The sequence below is a fragment of the Brevibacillus parabrevis genome, from assembly GCF_003710905.1.
GTDB lineage: Bacteria > Bacillota > Bacilli > Brevibacillales > Brevibacillaceae > Brevibacillus > Brevibacillus parabrevis.
The window spans coordinates 57,493-77,359 of record NZ_RHHV01000002.1 but is presented as its reverse complement, the minus strand read 5'-3'; the positions used below and the strand labels follow the sequence as shown (position 1 = coordinate 77,359).

Here is a 19,867-nt window from a genome sequence, read left to right as displayed (position 1 = left end):
TAGTTTGATAGTAGGGACTAGCATCCTTTCTTGCTTTTTTAAGCTGGACACAATGCGGCGACGCCATGCTTTTGGCGAAGCCAAGTTTTCGAAGATAAAGGTGATAGTGATGACGATGACGATTGTGAAGGGGCAAAAAGTCGATATTACTAAGCAGTTTCCAGGATTGAGCAAAGTAATTGTCGGCCTTGGCTGGCGCGCTGGCAACGGAATTGAGCTGGATGCATCGGCTTTTCAATTGGGCGCGTCCGGGAAAGTGAATCGTGAGGAAGATTTCATTTTCTACGGAAACCCCAGATCAGTAAACGGAGCGGTTTCCTTGCGCGACGGCTCTGGAGATAATCAGCAATTCGAGCTGGACCTTGCGGCAATAACATCCGACGTGGAAAAGATCGCTTTTACCATTACGATTTACGATGCCATTACACGCGGACAAACGTTCCGTCAGGTTTCCGATCTTTATTTGCGGATCATGCACCCCGTGACCTTTGTTGAAATGATCCGGTTCCCATTGGTTGATTTCACTACGGAAAATTCGATTGTGACTGGTGAATTGTATCGCTACAAGGGTGAATGGAAGTTCAATGCGATCGGGAGCGGCTTTAACGGCGGGCTGGCTGCCTTGTGCGGAAACTTTGGCGTGGAAGTGGCACAGGAACAACCATCTTCTCCACCACCACCTCCTCCAGCGCCGCCAAAGGTTGAGCAACCGCCGGAACCGCCTATCAATCTGTCCAAAGTAGAGCTGACCAAAAAAGGCGAAACGATCAGCCTGCGCAAATCGAGCGGAGCACTTGGGCAAATCAGCGTAAACCTGAACTGGAACAGAAAAGTCAAAAAATCTATCGGGTTTTTAGGTTTTGACAAATCTTCTGGCATCGATCTCGACCTCGGTTGCTTGTATGAGTTGTCAGACGGATACAAAGGGTGCATTCAAGCGCTTGGCAGGAAGTTTGGCCAATATACGGACTTCCCGTTCATCGAGCTGGATGGTGACGACCGCACGGGAGCCAGAACAGATGGGGAGAACCTCCGCATTAACGGCAACCAAGTACGCGAGTTTAGTCGGGTTCTGATCTTTGCCTACATTTACGATGGTGTGGCAAAATGGGCGGAAACAGACGGTGTTGTCACGATCAAACAAGCGGACAACCCGGAAATCGTCGTCCGCATGGATGTTCATGACCCGCGCAAGATCATGTGCGCCATTGCCATGATTGAGAGAAAAGACGATACGTTCCAAATCAAGCGCCTGGTCGAATACTTCAATGGACACGAACAAATGGATCGCCACTATGGTTGGAACATGCGTTGGGCCGCAGGCAGCAAATAGCGTAGGAGGAAGACAAAATGGAATTTTTGAATGGGCTGATTGAAACCTATTCAAGCTTTTTCTCGTGGGAAGTCTTGCAAGGAGTATTAACGAACCCTGCCAACTGGACCATTATTCTCTCGTTGGTCATTCTGGAAGGTTTGCTGTCAGCAGACAATGCACTTGTACTGGCAGTCATGGTCAATCATTTGCCAGAAAAACAAAAGAAACGCGCCTTGTTTTACGGCTTGCTCGGCGCCTATTTATTCCGTTTCCTGGCGATCGGCTTAGGGGTCTTCTTAGTCAAAATGACGGCGATCAAAGTAATGGGTGCCCTCTACTTGCTCAAAATCGCGGCCGATTACTTCGTTGGTGAAAACGAGAAAGCACAAAAAGCAATCAATGTATTGCTCTATCTGGGAATGGCGGCATGCTTGTACTTCATTCCAATCCTGGCGGTACAAATCCTCGGTGGATTGCTGATCGTCTGGCTGCTCTACCGCGTATTCAAAAGTGGCAACGACGACGAACCAGAAATCGAGAACAAAGGAAAAGGTTTCTGGAAAACGGTACTTGCTGTTGAGATGATGGATATTGCCTTCTCCATCGACTCTGTTTTGGCTGCTTTTGGTGTCAGCAACCAGGTTTGGGTACTGTTCCTGGGTGGGATTCTCGGCGTCCTGATGATGCGGGGTGTCGCTCAAATCTTCCTGAAGCTGATTGCACGTATTCCTGAATTTGAGACGACAGCGTTCGTACTGATTGCGCTCATCTCTGTGAAAATGTTCCTGGGCGCAGCTGGCTTCCACATCGAGTCTTACATCTTCTTCGGTGTTCTCGTTCTCACCTTCCTCGCTACATTCATCGTGCATAGGGCGAAAAAGCGCAAACACGGAGATCAAGATGCTTCAAAAGACAAAGTTGCGGAAACAGCATGATAGGAAAGGCAGAAAGCGAGGTCAACAGACACTCGCTTTTCTTTTCGAAAAAAGGAGGCTAGATGATGATATCGTTTGTTAAAGACGTGCAGGTGGTCCTGGAAAAGAAAAAGCTGCAACAGGTGAAGGCACGGGTTGCCCTGGTCCTCGATATAACCGGCTCGATGCGTCCGTACTATAAAAACGGGACGGTGCAAAAGGTAGTAGAACGCATTTTGGCAGTAGCCAGCCAGTTTGACGATGACCAGACACTCGACGTATGGGTCTATGATCATCGCTTCTCCCGACTTCCATCCGTAACTGAGCAAGACTTTGAAAACTACGTAAACCGTGCCATCCTCGAAAACGCCGCTGTTGAAAAGTTCGGCCGGAACGACGAGCCGTTAGTCATGCGCGATATTATCGCCAAATATACGCAAGAAGAGCCGAGCAGTCTGCCCACCTACATCACGTTCATCAACGATGGCGGCGTGAAAAAAGGGGCAAATGAAGCTGGCGATTCCGTTCAAAAGCTGATCATCGAGTCAGCCACAAAGCCGCTGTTTTGGCAATTCGTAGGGATCGGCAACGCAGATTTCGGCGTGTTGAAAAAGCTCGATACAATCGAAGGACGCTTTGTCGATAACGCCAACTTTTTTCAAATCGATAACATCGACACGATTTCAAACGCAGCTCTCTACGACCTGCTGCTGAACGAGTTCCCGCTTTGGCTGGAAGAAGCAAAACAAAAAGGAGTTTTGGCTTAAATGAAAAAACGGCTCTGGTTCAATCGGACTTTTGCTACGGCGTATCCAATCGTTGAAATGATTCGCAATAACCCTGACAATATCGCCTTCGAGATTTTTGTGACTCACCCGAAACGCCATAGCGTGATGCTGCAAATCGCAGACTATGCTGAACTGGAGCCGACACTCGATGTACCGCAATACATCGACTATTGCCTGTCGTTTTGTCAAAAGCACAAGATTGACGTATTTCTCCCCAACTATCGCCTCGTGGAAATCTCCCAGCATATCGAGGAATTTGAACGGCTGGGCACACAGGTTATGATCGCTCAGGAACACCAGTTGTTGGAGGACATCTCGGATAAAGGCAAGTTGTTTCAACTGTTCCATGACGTGCCGGAAGTACCGCTTCCCGCGTATCAAATTGTGAACACAGCCGAGCAGTTCCAGTCTGCCTATGAACAGCTCAAGCAAAATGGCGACAAGGTGTGCTTCAAGCCTGCCCGTGGCGAAGGCGGGGCGGGATTTTATGTAGTGGAAGATCAGCTCGATCCGTTTGATCGCCTGTTTCGATCAGCCCACTATCAGATCACGCCAGAAGAAGCGCTCCGCGTGCTGTCCACGCGCGAGACTTTTGACGACATCATGGTTATGGAGTATTTGGACCAGTATGAATACAGCATCGACTGCCTCGCCTACGGAGGACAATTGCTGGCAGCAGTGCCGCGCAAAAAAGTCGAGGGCCGTATTCGCAAGCTGGAACATAACGAAGAGTTGCTGAGCATAGCCGAAGCAGTACAGCAGCGGCTCCAGCTTTCCTACCTGTATAATGTGCAAATCAAATACAAGGACAACGTACCGAAGCTTCTGGAAATCAATCCGCGTGCTTCCGGCGGAATGTATGCATCTTGCCGCTCCGGGGTGAACTTCCCGTACCTGGCGCTGAAGCTGCTGTTGACCGGAAAAGCCGACGTGCCTGTACCGAAGCTGGATATTCTCACGACGCATGTGGAGCGCGAGATTGAATTGGTGCGGTTTTTTGAGTAATAGACACATGCCACTACAGCATGAAAGCCATCCCCTATCAGGATGGCTTGTTCATTTTCAGCGCGATTCCCGCTTGTCGGCTCGGTGAAGCCAATAACCACTTATCCTGTGCTTGGTATATAAAAAGTTATCTTCGTGCCTATACCTGGCGCGCTTTTGATATGAAGTCCCGTCCCGAAGTGCCGCTTCAATCGCTGGTCCGTATTGATCAGTCCAACGCCTGACTTGCTGTTAGCCTTTCTTTCCAGCAGTTGTCGCAAGTGGGCTTCGTCCATTCCAATCCCATCGTCTTCAACGGTTATCTCCACTTGCGTTTCGTGGACAGCAATCCGAATGAGGATTTTCCCCCCGGAATTGCGCTTCATCACGCCATGTATAATCGCATTTTCAACGAGAGGCTGAATCGTCAGATAGGGGATTTTTACTTCCTCACAGTCATCTATCTCCCAAACAACCTCCAGCCTTTCTTCAAACCGCACCTTTTCAATATACAGATACGAACGGATCAGACTCAGCTCTGTTTCGATCGGCACAAGTCCACCCATGTCTTCAAATTTAAATTTATACCGCAAAAAATTGCTGAACTCATAAAGCAATTCACGCATCTTATCGAGATTTATGTCACTCAAAGCTGTCGCAGCACTTAACGCATTGAATATAAAGTGCGGCTGGATTTGCGCTTGCAGCCAGGCAGCTTCTAAGCGCAGTTGTTCCCGAACAGACTGCTTGATCGTAGTTAATGCCTCAATCCGCGATTTGATCTCCATTCCATCTACTGGCTTCGTCACATAATCGTTTGCTCCCGCCAAAAAACCGCTCTGAATATCTTCCGGCTGGCTTCTTGCCGTAAGCAACAAAACAGGCAGTTCAGTGAGCGTAAACCGCTGGCGAATGATCTGCGTCAGCTCATAACCGGACATCTGCGGCATCATAATATCGGAAATGACCAAGTCCCATTCCTTGGTATCCAATAAAGCCAACGCTTCTTTTCCGCTCGTCGCCATTGTTAGATCGTATTGTTCTGGAGGCAGGATCGCTTCGAGCACTTGCAGGTTGATCGGATCATCGTCCACGATTAACAGGCTGGGGCGGCCGCTTTTCGCTTTGACTACTGCTGTTCGTTTCGTAGTCGACAAGCTTTCCGCTTTTTCCTGAATCGACATGGCCGGGACAAAGACCTCTTCCTGCTCTTGCACATTGGCCAGCTCTAACGAAAAGGTAAAGGTTGAACCTTCTCCCAACACAGAGAACACTTCTAGCGTCCCTTCATGAAGTTCAACCAGCTGCTTGCTTATACTTAACCCTAACCCGAAACCGCCTTCAATCATCGTTTCGCTCGTGCTGGCTTGCTCATACGGATGGAACAGGCGCTTGAGCATGTCTTCATCCATGCCGATCCCTGTATCTTTTATAACGATATAAGCCCTTCCCTCCTTGGAAAAAGCCTGAATCGAAATCATCCCTTCGTTCGTGTACTTCACCGCATTATGCAGCAAATTGAACACGATTTGAATCACCCGGTTTTCATCCGCGTGGACGGGAGGGAACTGTTCCGGAATTTCATTGATCATTTTCACAGATTTCACTTCTGCGTTAATTTGCAGCATATCAATCACACCTGTCACAATCGGCTGAATATAAATGACGGTTTTTTGCAGACGCGGATTGCCTTCCCGCAAACTCATCACGTCAATCAAGTCGTTCAAGATCAATGTCAGCCGACGTCCTACAGCTAAAACCGTCTCTAGCTCTTTGACACTCCTTTCCTGCAGCGAATGCCGTTCCCTGCTTAAAACAGATTGCGACATGTTCAACATGCTATGCAGCGGATTTTTAAATTCATGCGAAGTATTCGCCAAAAATTGATCTTTGTGGTCATTCATTCTTTGCAAGGTTGCAGCAAGCTCTTTTGTTTGGGCATGCATGATGAAATAACCTTTAAACCATACCGAAGCAATACACCCGACGGAAATGATCAGATCAAACGGATAGTAGACCAGGCTCAAGCCGCTTTCCCGCCAGACCAGCATCCAGATCAGATGGTGAATGAGCGCGAGCAAAGCACAAAGCAGCAGCAGATTGCCCATGACATCCTTGATCAGTCTTTTCAAAATGGAGATCATCGCAACTGCTGCGGCAATCGCACTCAGCAAAAGATAGACCGGGAATAGCATCGTTATTTGATCGGGGTTTAAACCCAGCGTAATACCCGCAATCCCCAGGCTGACTATTTTGTAAACCGGATATATTCTGCTCCAATAAGGCAGCTCGCGATGGCTCGTACACGCAAGCAAAGCGTAAGCTCCGAGCATGAAAGAGAAATTAGCCAGACGGAAATCCCAATCGATGCCCATGTAGAAGAATTGGTGGAACAACTTTTCATCATTGCTTAACACCGTGCTAAAAGCCGTCGTTAATGCCAGCAACGAAAAATAAAGCAGCCTTCTTTCCTTGTTTCCTAGTACATATAAAATCAGCGCATAAACGGCATGCATCAAAAAGATCAGCGCTGCCAAAAGCTGCGTAAAAACAGATGCTTTCATTTCCTTAGCAATGGTTTCTTCTGAGCCAAACTTGATGGATCGAACAATGCCGCTGCTTCGCCCATCTACATAATTGGCGGCCTGAATGACCAGTTCAATTACGCCGTTTTCATCTGCCGTAAAGGTTGTGGAATAAGGCAAATTCTCGGCAACATAGCTTTCCTTCGATTCCGCTGTCCGTCCCGATTTGGCAAGCAATCGGCCATTCACATATAGTTCCCATGCCGTACGCACGCTTGGTACACGAATACTGTAACGCCTTTCTTTTTCCGGATTGACATGAAGACGCAAGCGATAAGAAGCAAAGCCGTATGGAGTTGGGTTTTCGCCATTCAACGCTTCATTCCAGCCCCCTGGAACGTAGATAAGTGCCGGCTTCTTCTCGCCTGCTACTTGGTTGGATCGACTCCCCATCAACCATTGCGAGGGGAAAAACTCCCATTCCCCATCAAGCAGCACAATGTCGCCATCTTCTGCGTTCCAGTCGCGCAAATCCAATTGTCCGTTCTGAATCGACACTTGGTGATACCGAAACAAATCCATCCACAAAATGCGCGACACGGACAAGACAACCACTAACAACCCTAGCAGCAGGACAATATGGCTCTTTTTCATGTGGTATTTCGGTGAATCATGTGCCAAGAAGTATTCCTCTCCTACTCTTTTTTTCTTCTAAGACACCGGATCGAGCGGAAACGGTCAGTACACCTTGTATGCTTCGTATCGTTGTTGAAAGTAGGAAATGATAAAGTCTCGCAGCTCGATTACTGCCGGTGGCAAGTGGCGATCTTTCAGCCAGGACAACCCGATCGTATAGGTGGAATCCATATCGGCGATCTTGACGTAAGTTAAATTCAATTTTCTGCACACGGAAACCGGGAGCAGCGCTACCCCTTGGTCCAGCTTGACAATCTCCGCCAACAGTCCGGAATCCAGTTCAAAATTGATGGCAGGAACGAATCCTGCCCGTTCGCAAAGCGCCATGGTAAAGCTGCGATATTCTTCATTGTTAGCCAAGGCAATAAACGGGTCATTGGCCGCTTGGCTTAACGCTACCGCCGTCTGGCCTGCCAGCTTGTGGCTGGAGGGCAGCGCCAGCACGATATCTTCATCCACCAGCACGCAGCTCTCAATCTCTTCATCGGCAATCGGCGGCCCCGCGATCCCTAAATCAAGTTCTCCTTTCTTCAAGCTTGTCTGTATGACACTTCTCGATCCGATTCCTTGCTGGATTTTCGCCCCTGGATGGCAAGCAATGTACTCGCTGATCAGTCCTGAAAGAAATCGGGGGTTCGAGATCGATATTTTGATCGTCCGCGCAGCTTGTTCAGTCTGTGATTGAATCTCCATTTTTGCGGCTTCAATGGCGGTAAAAATTTTGTTCACGTGCTTTAGAAGAATACGTCCGGATGGGCTTAGCTCGATGTGTCTTCCTTTGCGGTGAAACAAGCTTGTGCCTAATTCGTCTTCCAGTCTTTTGATCGTCAGGCTCAAAGAAGGCTGAGCAATCCTCAGCTGCTCGGCGGCCTTGGAAATATGCTCGGTATAGGCGACCGTTTGAAAGTATTTTAGTTGAAGCAACTCCATCGATTAATGCCACCCCTATATTTATTATCGTAAATAAATTCATAGTTTATTATGTATTATATTAAATAATAAACTCGCCTTAAAATAGGGATTAGCAGCCCAGGTTAATCGAATGAATACCTCTGCGACGATGGGCTACATGATACCGAGCTGTCATTGGCTTCTCCAACAATCGCATATAATTACTTAGCTAATAAATAAAGGGAGGTTATTCAAATGCGCATTGCCATACTAGGAGCAGGTTCTTTGGGAACAGTTGCCGGAGCTTATATTGCTGCCGGAGGACAAGAGGTGGAGTTGATTGACGTTTACCAGGCGCATGTGGATGCTCTGAATCAGTCAGGCGCCAAAATTGTCGGTACGACGGACTTCCAGGCAAAAGTAAAAGCCGTCACCCCGGACAACATGTCAGACGTCTACGACCTCGTGCTGCTATTGACCAAGCAGTTGCACAACGATTCGGTCCTGCGAGACTTGCTGCCCTTTTTGCATGACCAAAGCGTCGTCCTCTCTTTGCAAAACGGGATACCGGAAGAAAAGGTAGCTTCTATCGTAGGCCGCGAGCGCGTCATTGCCGGGTCGGTCGAATTTGGCGCTACGTTTATGGAGCCGGGCGTTTCCAAGCTTACCACCGAGTATCGTCACTTTAAAAAGTATGCTTTTCAAATCGGCGAATTGGACGGTAGCACCACACAGCGGCTACAGCAGATTCAAGCGATTTTAAACCTCGTGGGAGGCACTCACATTTCCGACAACCTGGTCGGAACAAAATGGTCCAAATTGCTGATTAACAACGCGTTCAGCGGCTTGTCAGCGGCGCTTAACACTACATTCGGCGGGGTACTCGATCATGAAATCAGCCTGATCAGCGCTGCTCATATTGCCGATGAAACAATCAAGGTCGGCCATGCCAACGGTGTGCAGTTCGCGGCCATGAACGGATTTGATCCGGCATCACTGGAACTGAACCGCGAAGAGGATATTTCCCCAAGCACGCAAAAGCTGCTCCAGCTGATGAAGGCTTCCCGCCTGCTGAAAGCGAGCATGCTGCAAGATCTGGAGAAAAAACGCAAAACGGAAATCGATTGCATCAACGGTGTCATTCCCCGGCTCGCGGCAGGCAAAGATATTTTGACGCCTTACAACGACCTCGTTGTGCAATTGGTCAAGCAGGCTGAGGAAACTCAATCCGTGCCGGAGTTTGAGGTCAATATACAACGGTTTGCAGAGCTGAATCGGCGCGGGTGATTGGTTTGTGTCCCTATTGCGCGCCCCGAACAATGCTCCACATGGATTGCAGGCACCAGTTGCAAGGACGGGAACAGACTGCGTGTAAAAAAGCCCAGCGATGCTCCAGGAAGACGCAACCTCTTCTCTACAATATCTCTACACCACAAAAGCCCAAGAACCCCCTTGCTCTAGGGGCTCTTGGGCTTTTATTCAGCATAGCTCTTTCGTTTCCCGTAAGGAATAACCAGTGGTGTGCCGAAAAGCGGATCGCGAATCACTTCGCAGTCCAAATCAAAAACCGCTTTGACAACCGCTGCCGATATGACTTCCTCTGGCTTGCCCTGCGCATAAATTCGCTGATCGCGCAGCGCAATTATATGGTCGGCATAACGGCACGCCAAATTGAGATCATGCAAGACCATTACGATCGTACGCCCAGCTTGGCGGTTCAGCTCAAACAGCAAGTCCAGAATCTCGATTTGATGCGTCATGTCGAGGTAGGTCGTCGGCTCATCCAGCAACAAGATCGGGGTATCTTGGGCAAGGGCCATGGCAATCCACGCTCGTTGCCTTTGTCCTCCTGACAAGGAATCAACCGCTCGCTGCGCATGCAAGGTCAGCTGTGTCGCCTCCAAAGCTTGGTTAATCATCCATTCATCTTGTGCGGACTTTGGCGTCAACAAGCCTTGATGCGGGTATCTTCCCTGCTCGACCAGCTGCCTGACGGTCAATCCCTCGGGGGCAATGGGGCCTTGCGGTAAAATCGCCAACTGCTTCGCCAGCTCTTTTGTAGACCACTGGGCCAATTGTTTGCCATCCAATAAAACCGTTCCATCTTCGGGCTTAATCAACCGTGCCAACGAACGCAGCAATGTCGATTTCCCACAGCCATTACTGCCGATCAACACGCTGATTTTGCCTTCATGAATTTGAAGATCTAATGCATCGATGACTGTCTTGTGACCGTATCCTAAAGTCAAACTTTTCGTCTCTAGCTGCAAACTGATAGTCTCCTCCCGAGCGGTATTAGAGGTTTCGATTTCGGTACAACAAATAGATAAAGAACGGCGCGCCAATCGCTGCGGTAAAGATTCCCGCCGGCATATCATACGGCAAAAACAGCGTTCTTCCGATCACATCTGCCGCACATACAAGAAAGCCGCCTAATAACCCGGCTACAGGCACAAGCAGATAGAACGATCGCCCAATCAAGGTTCGGGCAATATGAGGAGCTACCAATCCCACAAAACCGATCGTACCCGCATATGCCACGGCAGAGCCAGCCAACGCTACACTGATCACGATAAAAAGCGTTCGATGGCGCTGCACGGCGTCACCCAAGCCTGTAGCAACATCATCTCCCAGTTCTTGAACGTGCGCCGGTCGAGTCAGTATCAGGGTCAACGGCACCAAAACGCCGATGACGACAAGCATTGCTCCAACCTCCGCGTAATTTGCCGCATAAACAGTACCGATTATCCAAATGTACGCTTGTGAAGCGACCATAGTTGGACTGAGCACAGTCATCATCGTCGTAACCGCTCCTGCTGCCGCTGCCATCCCAATCCCAATCAGAACGAGCCGAATCGGAGTCACGCCTTTATTCCAGGAGAGCAGATAAATAAGGAGAGATACCGTTCCTGCGCCGAGCATGGCGGCAAAAGGTAAGCCAGCCACTCCCCATTTTCCCATCAACAGCGCCGTATACAGCGTAGCGGCTACGGCCGCTCCGTTCGTAATCCCGATAATGTCCGGGGAAGCCAGTGGATTCCGAATGACGCTTTGCAAAATAAGACCCGATATCCCGAGTGCCGCACCCGCCAGAAAAGACAGTAGCACCCGCGGAAGTCTCAGTGTCATGACAATATAAGCATTTTCACCGTCGCCTAAACCGAACAGCTCCGCAATCACTTCCAAAGGAGAAAGCAGGGTCGACCCCAATGTTAATCCCGCCATGCAGACCAGCAATGCCAAGCTTGCTGCCATTACGACTATCATCCGCTGATGCCTTGTCATTTCTTCACAAACCCCCTGCGTGCAATGTAAATAAAGAAAGGGGTTCCCATTAAAGCCGTCAAGACGCCAATCGGCATCTCTTGCGGCATGATGATGAAGCGGGCCAACACATCCGCGCACAGCAGCAGGCTTGCTCCCATTAGCGCGCAGTAAGGAACAATCCAGCGATAATCCTGCCCGACCAATCCTCTGACGATATGAGGAACGATTAACCCAATGAAAGCAATCGTTCCTCCCATCGCAACCGAACCGCCTGCCAAAACGACGATTACTACAGCAAGGGCAAATTTCACCCATCCCAGCCTCAGTCCCAAACCGCGCGCAACGTCATCCCCGGAGATCAACACATTCACCGGACGAGCCAGACACAAGGCAAGAATAAAAGCCGCACCCATAATAGGCAGCAGCGGTTGGACGTTCTCCATTGTACGAACCGAGACAGAGCCGCCCATCCAGAACAGCACGCTTTCCAAGTTCTCTTCATTTAAGACAAGCGTCCCTTGCGTAAAGGAAGCAAACAGAGCCGCCACGGCTGAACCCGCCAGCACCATTTTTACAGGAGACAGCCCGTCTCGGCCCAAAGAGCCTAAAAAGTAGACAATGACGGCGGCCACCGCAGCACCCAGAAAGGCGACCCACATATAGACCAGCATCGAAGCTGCCGGAAAAATGGAAAGAGCAAGTACGATAAAAAACATCGCACCTGCATTAATTCCAAATATACTCGGAGAGGCTAACGGATTTCGAGTGAGCGCCTGCATATAGGCTCCGGCAACAGCAAGCGCTCCTCCGATAACCATGGCAATAATCGCTCTGGTTAAACGGGTTGTACGAACAAGCATGTGCTCGGTAATGGCTGGGTCAAAGTGAACGAACGCATCCACGACTGTCGAAAAGGGAATGGTGATCTGTCCGAGAGATACGCTGGCTGTAGCAGCCAGAATAAACAAAACGAACGCAGCCACACACCCCCAAATTTTCTTCGATTGGTCAAACAATAGATGCGCCATGTTACTTCTCTAATCCGAACCGTTGGTAAATATCATCCAGCATGAGATTGGCGGCAATGATCCCTCCACCGACATTCCATGTGACTTCATCAACCAGATGTACATTGTTCGATTTTACTGCATCCAGACCTTTCCACAACGGATGATTCGTCCACTCTTGATACAGCTTTTGCACTTTTTCTGCTCCAGAATCGTCAAACTTGAATACAAAAAGGACCTTTGCATTCATCGAAGGAATGCTTTCCACGCTCGTCAGCTTCATGTGAACCGTTCCTTTATCGGCTTCAGCCTGTAGCGTCTTGGAGCGAATGAACCCCAGCTCATCGAGGATATCCCCTGCAAATCCAGTCACGTAAATACGCGCATGATCTTCCCGGAAATTCAATACGGTTGCTTCGAGCGGCCAAGCGCTGCCAAGCTTGGTTTGAAGTTTTGTTTTTAAATCTGCCACGCGCTTGTCCCACTGATCCAGCAAAACTTTACTTTCCGCCTCTTTATTCAGTGCTTGACCCACGACAGCCAGCGTATTTTTAAAATCGTATAATGGATCGATCATAACGGTTGGAGCGATTTTGCTTAATTGATCGTAGATTTTCTCGTGCCGTGAAATAGAAGCGATAATGAGATCCGGCTTCAACTTGGATACCAGTTCCAGATTAGGTTGTGTTTCTACTCCGAGATTTTCAACATCCTTCAGGCTGTCCCGCAAGTATTCATAGACAGGCTGTTGCGACCATGATTCAACGGCGCCAACTGGTTTCACATTCAGGGCAACTGCTACATCTGTCGCTCCCTGAAATAAAGTCACAACTTTCTTGGGCGTTCCCACGATCTCTGTAGTGCCGAGCGGATGTGTAATTTTGCGAGTTTGCTCGGCTGGCTTAGCCTCCGAATTATTGGATACCTTGTTATCCGCACTACCACACGCTGCTGTAAAAATCGAAAGTACCATCGTCATAAGCAGTAATAGCAATAACTTCGGTTTCTGCTGCATACATCAGTCTCCTCTACTGTTGTCCGATATTAATTCTCATTATCAATTATATGAAGTTATCTTCTTTTTAACATGGACGTATCCGACTGTTATTTGGAGATATAAGACTCTAGCAGCTGATCCATTTGATCCAAAAGCAAATCATGGGATAAAGAGGTATAGCAAGTGTAAAGATGCTGCCTTTGGTACATCGGATAAACAGATGAATTTCTGACTGCTTTCAACTCCTGCCAATCCGCTTGTCTAAACAATTGCTGGACTTCACGGTTGATCGCGTAATTCATCCTCTCTGATCCGTCGTGCCTATAGCTCGTCAAAATAATATGTTCCGGGTCGTACTGTTTCAATGCTTGTACATTCGTTTCCTGATAGTGGGCAATTTGTTCGACACCAGCAGGTACAGCAAGCTGTAGATCGCCATACAGGACAGTCCCGACGTTCCGTTTTCCGTAAATGCACATTTCCCCCGCTCCAATCCCTACAATCAGAAAGGTCTGGCCCTCGATTTTTTGTGCATATTTCCGCCGGATTCGCTCTGCTTTTTCCTCGTATTGCTCAAGCCATGCATTAGCGGCTGACGCCTTGCCTATTGCTTTGGCGATGGATTGCAGGTGAATACGCCAGTCCTGGTGATAAGGCAAGGTAATGGTTGGTGCTATCTGGTTGTATAATTGTTCCTTCAAAGACAAGTCTTCATGGGTATGTTCTCGCATGATGATCAATTCAGGACGCGCCTCTAATAGTTTTTCCAGTTCAGGGGTGCTCTGTCCGATGTTAATGGTGTCTTCCAGACGATCTTCAATCGGGTATATATTATTTTTAACCGCAGCATAAGGCTGAACGTTCAAAGCTACCAGATGCCCGGTTGTTAAATGCTTTAACGAAGCAATCTTATCCGTCATCTTGATTTTATTGATGTAAAAAGTGGGCGACATGCCCGTCTCCAGCTTGAACTTGCGGCTAAAATAAAATTCGTCGCTATATCCTACTTGATGGGCGATTGTGCGAAACGACTCATTTGACAGCAAAAGCGATTGCTTCGCATGCTTGATTCTCACTTGATTTACATACTCGATCGGCGTTTTGCCGTACTTCTTTTTAAAAGCGCGTGAATAGTAATCCGGATTTAGACCAGCTAATGCTGCCAGGTGCTCTCTGGTAATTTCCGAAGCATAAAATTGCTCTATGTACTTGCGGGAATACTCGATGCCCTGCTCGGTAAGCCCATCCTTTTCTTCAGCTGACCCTGCCATTAGCTCCAGCAATAATTCCTGAAACTTGATATTGGCTTTCATTTGCTCCAACTGCATCGCCATTGCATGACCTTGCAGTTGTACCAGCTCTTTCACGAGGTCGGTAATGCCGGCAAATGGCGATATTGGCACATGGGCAGGCAGGATCGGCGATAAATGAGGCTCATAATTATTGTTTTTCGGTGAGTAGCACGCAAATTGAAGTTCATAGCAGGATGAAGGCTGAGCAGCAGCTTCCGGCTTCCAGACGAAGGGAGTGTATGGCGCAGCATAGTGCATCTGAGCAGTCTCTTCACCGTTCCGGGATTGATGGACATATAGCAAGGCATGGTGTTCTCTACTCAGCGCTGCGGACAAACTCGCATCGTCCATTTGAATTACCTTGATTAATTTGAACAAATAAGAGCTTGTGTCCTCATGACCTTTATTTGTAAGGTTCGTCGTCCTCATCCATCTTTGCACCCCTTCACCAGATGATAACTATTCTCATTATATTCTTATGAATGTAGTGAAGGCTACGGCTATTTCGTCATTTGTGTTCGTTTTGGGAAGACAGGCTATCATGCAACTGACAGTTATAGTCGTGTCAAAAAGGTTGGGGTTCAGATACAGCGACACCGTAAGCACGAATCTGTAGTTCATTCTAATCGGCATTCTCCTCCTCATCTTCCTCATTCGAAGCCGACACTAGCAAGATCAGCGTCGATTCATGCCTGTTCCGTTGCTGCCGTCATCTGATCACGCATAAATGTGATGTGCGCATAAGCCGATCAACGGTGGCCACACACAGCCCGCTCATGGTTGATTGGCGCCACGCACAAAAAACCGCACCTCCAACTGTTAGGTGTTGTCTAGCGAATCAAAAAGGCACCCAATCGGATGCCGGAAGAGAAAGGAAGGGGTCATTGCGATTTGCCAAGCTTCACGCCAGCAACACTCGACCCCTTATCATTTATAATTGCAGATTTTTCATTTGCGAGATCAGGTCGTCAACCGCTTTATCCACCAGGTAAGGGCCGTAGTTCCAGTTTTCGCGGGATACGTTGATGATGCGGTTGTTCTTGATCGCCGGGATTCCTTGATACAGCGGCTCCTTAAAGCGCTCCAGCAAACTTGGCAATTCTGCCTCGGTCATCTGTGTAAAGAAGTAATTGGCTGGTTCGGCTACAAATGCCTCGATCGAAAGCCCCGTGCCGCCGTCCTTGAACTTTTTCAGGTTCTTGGGCATTTCAGCTTGCCGAACGTGCCACCCGTTCCCCCGATCAGAAACTCTCCTTCATAGAAAATGAAGCTCGTCGCCGTCGTGCCTACACGTCGATCTGGTCGCGGGATGCGTTGCAGCTTTTCCTCAAACTTGGCGATCCACGCTTCCGCTTCCGTTTTGCGGTTCACAATGTCGCCGATCGTCCGCAACGTGTTCACGACATCTCGGTCTAACTGCTATCGAATATTTCTGTACGGGGTTATTCCCGAAAGCTTGCTGTCACTTGTGATATAGTCCACCTGAATCGTTGTAGTCCATATTTTCCGGCCAAAGTAACTAGATAAAGAATCCGGATAATCTATCTCTCCGTGATACTATGAGGACCGCGTAAAGAGCGTAGGCAGTAGGGAGAGCAGCTTGACCCTCGTTCTCGCGTCCTCGTAGTTCCAACTCCTCTCGTCCAGCACATAGCTGAACCCGTCTTTCACGGCGGGGAGATTGTTCCAGATCGGGCCGTTCATGAACTCCTCCATCGCAGTCCTGGACTCGGCGCTTTCCGGGAGCATCATGAACACGCGATCTCCAGCGTAGTGATGGATGGTCTTGGCCGTGATTTCCTTGTATGGCCTGCCTGATTTCATGATCTGCTGGACCTTGCCCGCAGGTCGGAAGCCATCGGGATGATACAAGATGGCGGACAAACCGATATTCCCCATCACGAACAACCGCTTTCCCCGATGGAAGACGAACACGGAAGCCGTCTCCTCGGGACGTATGAGCGGCCGAAGCTGACGCCACATCAGCAACGTATCGCTATTATGATGAAGAAGCCATTGCTGGGCTTCTTTTTTTCTGCCGAACCACTCGCCGAGCATGAGCATCCGGTCGTTCAGCGAACCGCGGGAATTGTAGGCGAGGGTGGGTGCGATCCGCGAAATTTGCGAATAGAGCTTCTCATCGGAATGATCGACGATAATTAAGTCCGGCGAGAGCTTGGAAGCAAGCTCCTGATTAAGCGGTGTATCTTTACAGAAGAGCTGCTTCTCAATTAACGGAATACCCAGCGCGCTGATATCGCCCGCGGTTTCCCCGCAGTACAGAATCCGGCGCGGGTTGGAAGGGATTCGTACTTCGTGGCCGTTCCAATCTTTAACGAGAATGTTCTGTCTCATGGAGACGGCATATTGCCTAGGCGAGAAACCCGTCATGTGCCTGAAGCGCCGACTGAAATAGTATTCATCGGTAAAGCCGACACGTTCAGCTATTTCCCGAAGGGGGCTCTCCGTGCGGATTAACAACTCTTTGGCGCAATTAATACGCAGCTCCGTCAAGTAATCGAGCGGGTTTTTTCCGGTCAGCTCTTTGAAGATCGACGTGAACTGCCACGAAGGAACATTGGCCATGCGCGCGAGCTGGACAACGGTGATCGGGTCCTGGAAGCTCGTTCGCATGTATTGGATCGCTTGCTCTACCGCTTGGGTGGGACCCTGCAACTGATCGCCCCCCATATTATGCTCCAGCAGAAAGGCAATGACCTCCTGGAACTGCAATTGTTGACGGTACGCCTCTATGCCGTGCCGGCTTGCATGGCCAACATACAACTGGGCCAACAATTCGTTCCATTGCGACTGCGGATAAACGCGAAGCTCTTGGCGGTCCGGGAATAAAGGTTGACTGTAAGGCTCAGCTTTGCCGTCCTCAATATGGAACACTCCAAAGGCGATCCGAAAATATTCGATTCGCCCATCGTCCATGCTCTCGAATTGGTAAACGGCGGCAGGCGGAAGTAGAAAAACACTGTCCGTCGAGAAGGCCGCGCTGAACGACTCCGTATAGATTCTCCCTTTACCACTCTTAAACACGAATAACGTATAACTTGAAGTAACTTCTTCGGCTAATACCGCGTCGGCGCCATGGTTGAGCAATTCGACATTTATATAATGAAACAACAAGGAATGCAGCGGTATAGGGACTGTCGGAGACGGAGTCATAGGACACCTTCTTTCCATATATGAGAACGATTATCAATTGAGGACATTATAAATAAAAAAAAGAAGCTTTTCAACAAGCGTTGAAGAGCTTCTTCATGTTGGCTTTAGGTTTCGGGAGTTAATGATTCCCTTTTTGGTTTAACAATACTTTGGGCAATTCCGTAATCATCCATTCCCTCGATGTCGCATCGCTGTTTGCTTTCAAAATATCGAAGTCGTAGACCTTACCGCTCTTCACTGCGGGAAGATTCAGCCAAACTTCACTTGCACGAAGTTCTTTCGTGGAATCCTGCGCCGCAGAATCGACGGGATTCAGAATGAAGATACGGTCGGCCGCATATTTCGGAAGGAGTTCCGTGGATATCTCGATGAATCCGGTCTGCTGGTCGATTAATTCTTGAACGATCGGCAACGGTTTGAACCCGCCCTTTTCATACAAGAATTGAGGGAGGCCCGCCCCTGCCATTACGAAAAGACGATTGCCCGGGTACATCGTGAATACAGAGGCCGTTTCGCCCTCCTGTATGCCGTTTGCACGCAGGTTTGCCCACATATCCGCCGCTTTAACCGTATAAGCCGCCAACCATTCCTCCGCCTCTTGCTTCTTATTCAATAGATCGCCCAAGGTGCGCATCCGTACTTCCAACGTATCGAACGTATTGAAGGTGACGGTGGGAGCCACCTTGGAAATCGCTTCGTATTGCTGTGTGTCGGAGTTAGAGAAAATAATGAGATCCGGGTTAAGCGTCAAAGCCTTCTCTACGTTCAGCGGAAATCCAACGTCCTGGGCAGCCGGCAGCCTGTCTTCCAACACAGTGCCCTCAATAGCCTGCTTCATGATTCCGATCGGTTCGACGCCAAGGGCAAGCAAATCCCCCGTCGTCTCTCCATGATAAATGACGCGCTGCGGTGTGAGCGGAACTTCGACCTCATGCTTCGCCCAATCCGTGAACATACGAGTCGTTGCGGCAGACGCTTTCGCCGTTTCAGCGACAGGGCTAGGACTTGCCGATTGGCTTTCCTTCGCCTCGTTGTTGCCGCAACCCAACAATAGTCCCCCCATCAGCGCAAAAGTGCTTAATAGAACGAATGCTTTGGATCCTCGATGCATATAAGTTCTCCCCCGAAAATTATCAAAGAAAATGATAATCGTTATCAGTATAAAAGTAATCGTAATGGATAACTGTGCCGTACTCAATGGACAAACTAAAAACGGACGATTGATTTTGTCCAAGTTGTATGCGCGCATACGATTACATTGGTTGAAAATGATACGTAGAGCACCAGGCGAGCTGAGCTATGTCATCATATGAGATATTGTCCGCTAAATTCGTTTCGATATAATTCATGGCACTATTCACCTCTCCAACGAATCCATCGTTCTCTTTCCCTGAAGATCCATGCCCCGCAAGGCATTCCGCAAAAACGATCCCTTACTCATAGTAAGGTTCTCCGCGCTGTCTGTAACAGCAAGTTACGAAGGCCATCCTTTGCGGGGATGGCCTTCAAATGATATATATCTGATTTCCTTCCCGTAGCTGTGGCCTTGTACCCACCGCCTTAATTTTCCTCTTCTTGTATCGTTCGATTTTCAGTAAGCCGTACTTTATAAGACTCCCCCCATGCTTTCATTGACATAATGATCGGTTCCAAAGTCCTTCCGAAATCAGTAAGGGAGTATTCCACTCTCGGAGGAACCTCTTTATATATTTCGCGATGAATGACGCCATCCCGTTCAAGCTCTCTTAACTGCAATGTGAGCATAAACTGCGTTATTCCCGGATTGAGGCGCCTTAATTGATTGAATCTTTTCGTTCCGTTTAGGAGCTGATAGAGAATAATCCCCTTCCATTTTCCACCAATAACATCCAGCGTTGTTTCAACCGGACATGCTTGCATATCCGGACTTGCTCCATATTTGTTTCTCCGGTCTCCCATCAGCTTATCCCCCAATGGTTTGATTTTTAATACTATACCATAAAAATATGCGTACTTACTTAAAGTAATTGCATCGATT

At 48.7% G+C, this 19,867-nt stretch carries 17 protein-coding genes; 5 read left to right on the top strand and 12 right to left on the bottom strand.

What is annotated here, in order from left to right; translation table 11 throughout:
- Positions 1-109: 109 nt before the first annotated feature.
- The 4 genes from EDM60_RS00985 to EDM60_RS00970 all read left to right on the top strand — a co-directional run bounded on the left by EDM60_RS00985 (position 110) and on the right by EDM60_RS00970 (position 4,022).
- Positions 110-1,333: a TerD family protein gene (locus tag EDM60_RS00985; RefSeq protein ID WP_122962278.1), complete on the top strand. Its 1,224-nt coding sequence runs from the start codon at positions 110-112 to the stop codon at positions 1,331-1,333.
- A 17-nt stretch (positions 1,334-1,350) separates the two neighbouring features.
- Positions 1,351-2,250, top strand: a complete 900-nt coding sequence (locus EDM60_RS00980; protein ID WP_122962277.1) for a TerC family protein — start codon at positions 1,351-1,353, stop codon at positions 2,248-2,250.
- Positions 2,251-2,315: 65 nt separating this feature from the next.
- The gene (locus EDM60_RS00975; RefSeq protein WP_233454152.1) at positions 2,316-2,996 is read left to right on the top strand and encodes a vWA domain-containing protein; all 681 of its coding nucleotides are present in this window, start codon (positions 2,316-2,318) and stop codon (positions 2,994-2,996) included.
- Positions 2,997-4,022, top strand: a complete 1,026-nt coding sequence (locus tag EDM60_RS00970; protein WP_122962275.1) for an ATP-grasp domain-containing protein — start codon at positions 2,997-2,999, stop codon at positions 4,020-4,022.
- Between the two features lie 101 nt (positions 4,023-4,123).
- On the opposite strand, the gene EDM60_RS00965 is transcribed toward EDM60_RS00970, so the two are convergent.
- Positions 4,124-7,207, bottom strand: a complete 3,084-nt coding sequence (locus tag EDM60_RS00965; protein ID WP_122962274.1) for a hybrid sensor histidine kinase/response regulator — start codon at positions 7,205-7,207, stop codon at positions 4,124-4,126.
- A 57-nt stretch (positions 7,208-7,264) separates the two neighbouring features.
- Entirely contained in the window at positions 7,265-8,152 is an 888-nt protein-coding gene (locus EDM60_RS00960) for a LysR family transcriptional regulator (RefSeq protein ID WP_122962273.1), read from the bottom strand.
- Between the two features lie 216 nt (positions 8,153-8,368).
- On the opposite strand from EDM60_RS00960, the gene EDM60_RS00955 reads away from it, so the two are divergent.
- Positions 8,369-9,400 (top strand): ketopantoate reductase family protein, encoded by a 1,032-nt coding sequence (locus tag EDM60_RS00955; protein ID WP_122962272.1) that lies wholly within the window; start codon positions 8,369-8,371, stop codon positions 9,398-9,400.
- A 188-nt stretch (positions 9,401-9,588) separates the two neighbouring features.
- Here EDM60_RS00955 and EDM60_RS00950 read toward each other — a convergent pair whose 3' ends face one another.
- From EDM60_RS00950 to EDM60_RS00900, 10 genes are all read right to left on the bottom strand, one after another.
- Entirely contained in the window at positions 9,589-10,389 is an 801-nt protein-coding gene (locus EDM60_RS00950; RefSeq protein WP_278189525.1) for an ABC transporter ATP-binding protein, read from the bottom strand.
- Between the two features lie 19 nt (positions 10,390-10,408).
- Entirely contained in the window at positions 10,409-11,398 is a 990-nt protein-coding gene (locus tag EDM60_RS00945) for a FecCD family ABC transporter permease (RefSeq protein WP_122962270.1), read from the bottom strand.
- On the bottom strand, positions 11,395-12,408 hold the full coding sequence (locus EDM60_RS00940; RefSeq protein WP_122962269.1) for a FecCD family ABC transporter permease: 1,014 nt from the start codon (positions 12,406-12,408) through the stop codon (positions 11,395-11,397). Before EDM60_RS00940 ends, EDM60_RS00945 begins: the two co-directional genes overlap by 4 nt.
- A 1-nt stretch (position 12,409) precedes the next feature.
- Entirely contained in the window at positions 12,410-13,402 is a 993-nt protein-coding gene (locus tag EDM60_RS00935; protein ID WP_122962268.1) for an ABC transporter substrate-binding protein, read from the bottom strand.
- An 89-nt stretch (positions 13,403-13,491) separates the two neighbouring features.
- Positions 13,492-15,105, bottom strand: a complete 1,614-nt coding sequence (locus EDM60_RS00930; RefSeq protein WP_122962267.1) for a helix-turn-helix domain-containing protein — start codon at positions 15,103-15,105, stop codon at positions 13,492-13,494.
- Between the two features lie 502 nt (positions 15,106-15,607).
- Entirely contained in the window at positions 15,608-15,883 is a 276-nt protein-coding gene (locus EDM60_RS00925) for a substrate-binding domain-containing protein (RefSeq protein ID WP_122962266.1), read from the bottom strand.
- Positions 15,868-16,077 carry a substrate-binding domain-containing protein gene (locus tag EDM60_RS00920; RefSeq protein ID WP_122962265.1) on the bottom strand — a complete coding sequence of 70 codons (210 nt, stop codon included), beginning with the start codon at positions 16,075-16,077 and terminating at the stop codon, positions 15,868-15,870. Before EDM60_RS00920 ends, EDM60_RS00925 begins: the two co-directional genes overlap by 16 nt.
- A gap of 156 nt (positions 16,078-16,233) precedes the next feature.
- On the bottom strand, positions 16,234-17,850 hold the full coding sequence (locus tag EDM60_RS00915; protein ID WP_167470224.1) for an AraC family transcriptional regulator: 1,617 nt from the start codon (positions 17,848-17,850) through the stop codon (positions 16,234-16,236).
- A 118-nt stretch (positions 17,851-17,968) separates the two neighbouring features.
- Entirely contained in the window at positions 17,969-18,961 is a 993-nt protein-coding gene (locus EDM60_RS00910) for an ABC transporter substrate-binding protein (RefSeq protein ID WP_122962263.1), read from the bottom strand.
- 449 nt (positions 18,962-19,410) lie between these two features.
- Positions 19,411-19,788, bottom strand: a complete 378-nt coding sequence (locus EDM60_RS00900) for a winged helix-turn-helix transcriptional regulator (RefSeq protein WP_122962262.1) — start codon at positions 19,786-19,788, stop codon at positions 19,411-19,413.
- Between the last annotated feature and the right edge of the window lie 79 nt (positions 19,789-19,867).

What these genes read in the sequence shown, in the direction of transcription:
- EDM60_RS00985 (WP_122962278.1), top strand. Translation starts at nt 110, where the DNA reads ATGACGATGACGATTGTGAAGGGGCAAAAAGTCGATATTACTAAGCAG.
- EDM60_RS00980 (WP_122962277.1), top strand. Translation starts at nt 1,351, where the DNA reads ATGGAATTTTTGAATGGGCTGATTGAAACCTATTCAAGCTTTTTCTCG.
- EDM60_RS00975 (WP_233454152.1), top strand. Translation starts at nt 2,316, where the DNA reads ATGATATCGTTTGTTAAAGACGTGCAGGTGGTCCTGGAAAAGAAAAAG.
- EDM60_RS00970 (WP_122962275.1), top strand. Translation starts at nt 2,997, where the DNA reads ATGAAAAAACGGCTCTGGTTCAATCGGACTTTTGCTACGGCGTATCCA.
- EDM60_RS00960 (WP_122962273.1), bottom strand. Translation starts at nt 8,152, where the DNA reads ATGGAGTTGCTTCAACTAAAATACTTTCAAACGGTCGCCTATACCGAG.
- EDM60_RS00955 (WP_122962272.1), top strand. Translation starts at nt 8,369, where the DNA reads ATGCGCATTGCCATACTAGGAGCAGGTTCTTTGGGAACAGTTGCCGGA.
- EDM60_RS00945 (WP_122962270.1), bottom strand. Translation starts at nt 11,398, where the DNA reads ATGACAAGGCATCAGCGGATGATAGTCGTAATGGCAGCAAGCTTGGCA.
- EDM60_RS00940 (WP_122962269.1), bottom strand. Translation starts at nt 12,408, where the DNA reads ATGGCGCATCTATTGTTTGACCAATCGAAGAAAATTTGGGGGTGTGTG.
- EDM60_RS00935 (WP_122962268.1), bottom strand. Translation starts at nt 13,402, where the DNA reads ATGCAGCAGAAACCGAAGTTATTGCTATTACTGCTTATGACGATGGTA.
- EDM60_RS00930 (WP_122962267.1), bottom strand. Translation starts at nt 15,105, where the DNA reads ATGAGGACGACGAACCTTACAAATAAAGGTCATGAGGACACAAGCTCT.
- EDM60_RS00925 (WP_122962266.1), bottom strand. Translation starts at nt 15,883, where the DNA reads ATGCCCAAGAACCTGAAAAAGTTCAAGGACGGCGGCACGGGGCTTTCG.
- EDM60_RS00915 (WP_167470224.1), bottom strand. Translation starts at nt 17,850, where the DNA reads ATGACTCCGTCTCCGACAGTCCCTATACCGCTGCATTCCTTGTTGTTT.
- EDM60_RS00910 (WP_122962263.1), bottom strand. Translation starts at nt 18,961, where the DNA reads ATGCATCGAGGATCCAAAGCATTCGTTCTATTAAGCACTTTTGCGCTG.
- EDM60_RS00900 (WP_122962262.1), bottom strand. Translation starts at nt 19,788, where the DNA reads ATGGGAGACCGGAGAAACAAATATGGAGCAAGTCCGGATATGCAAGCA.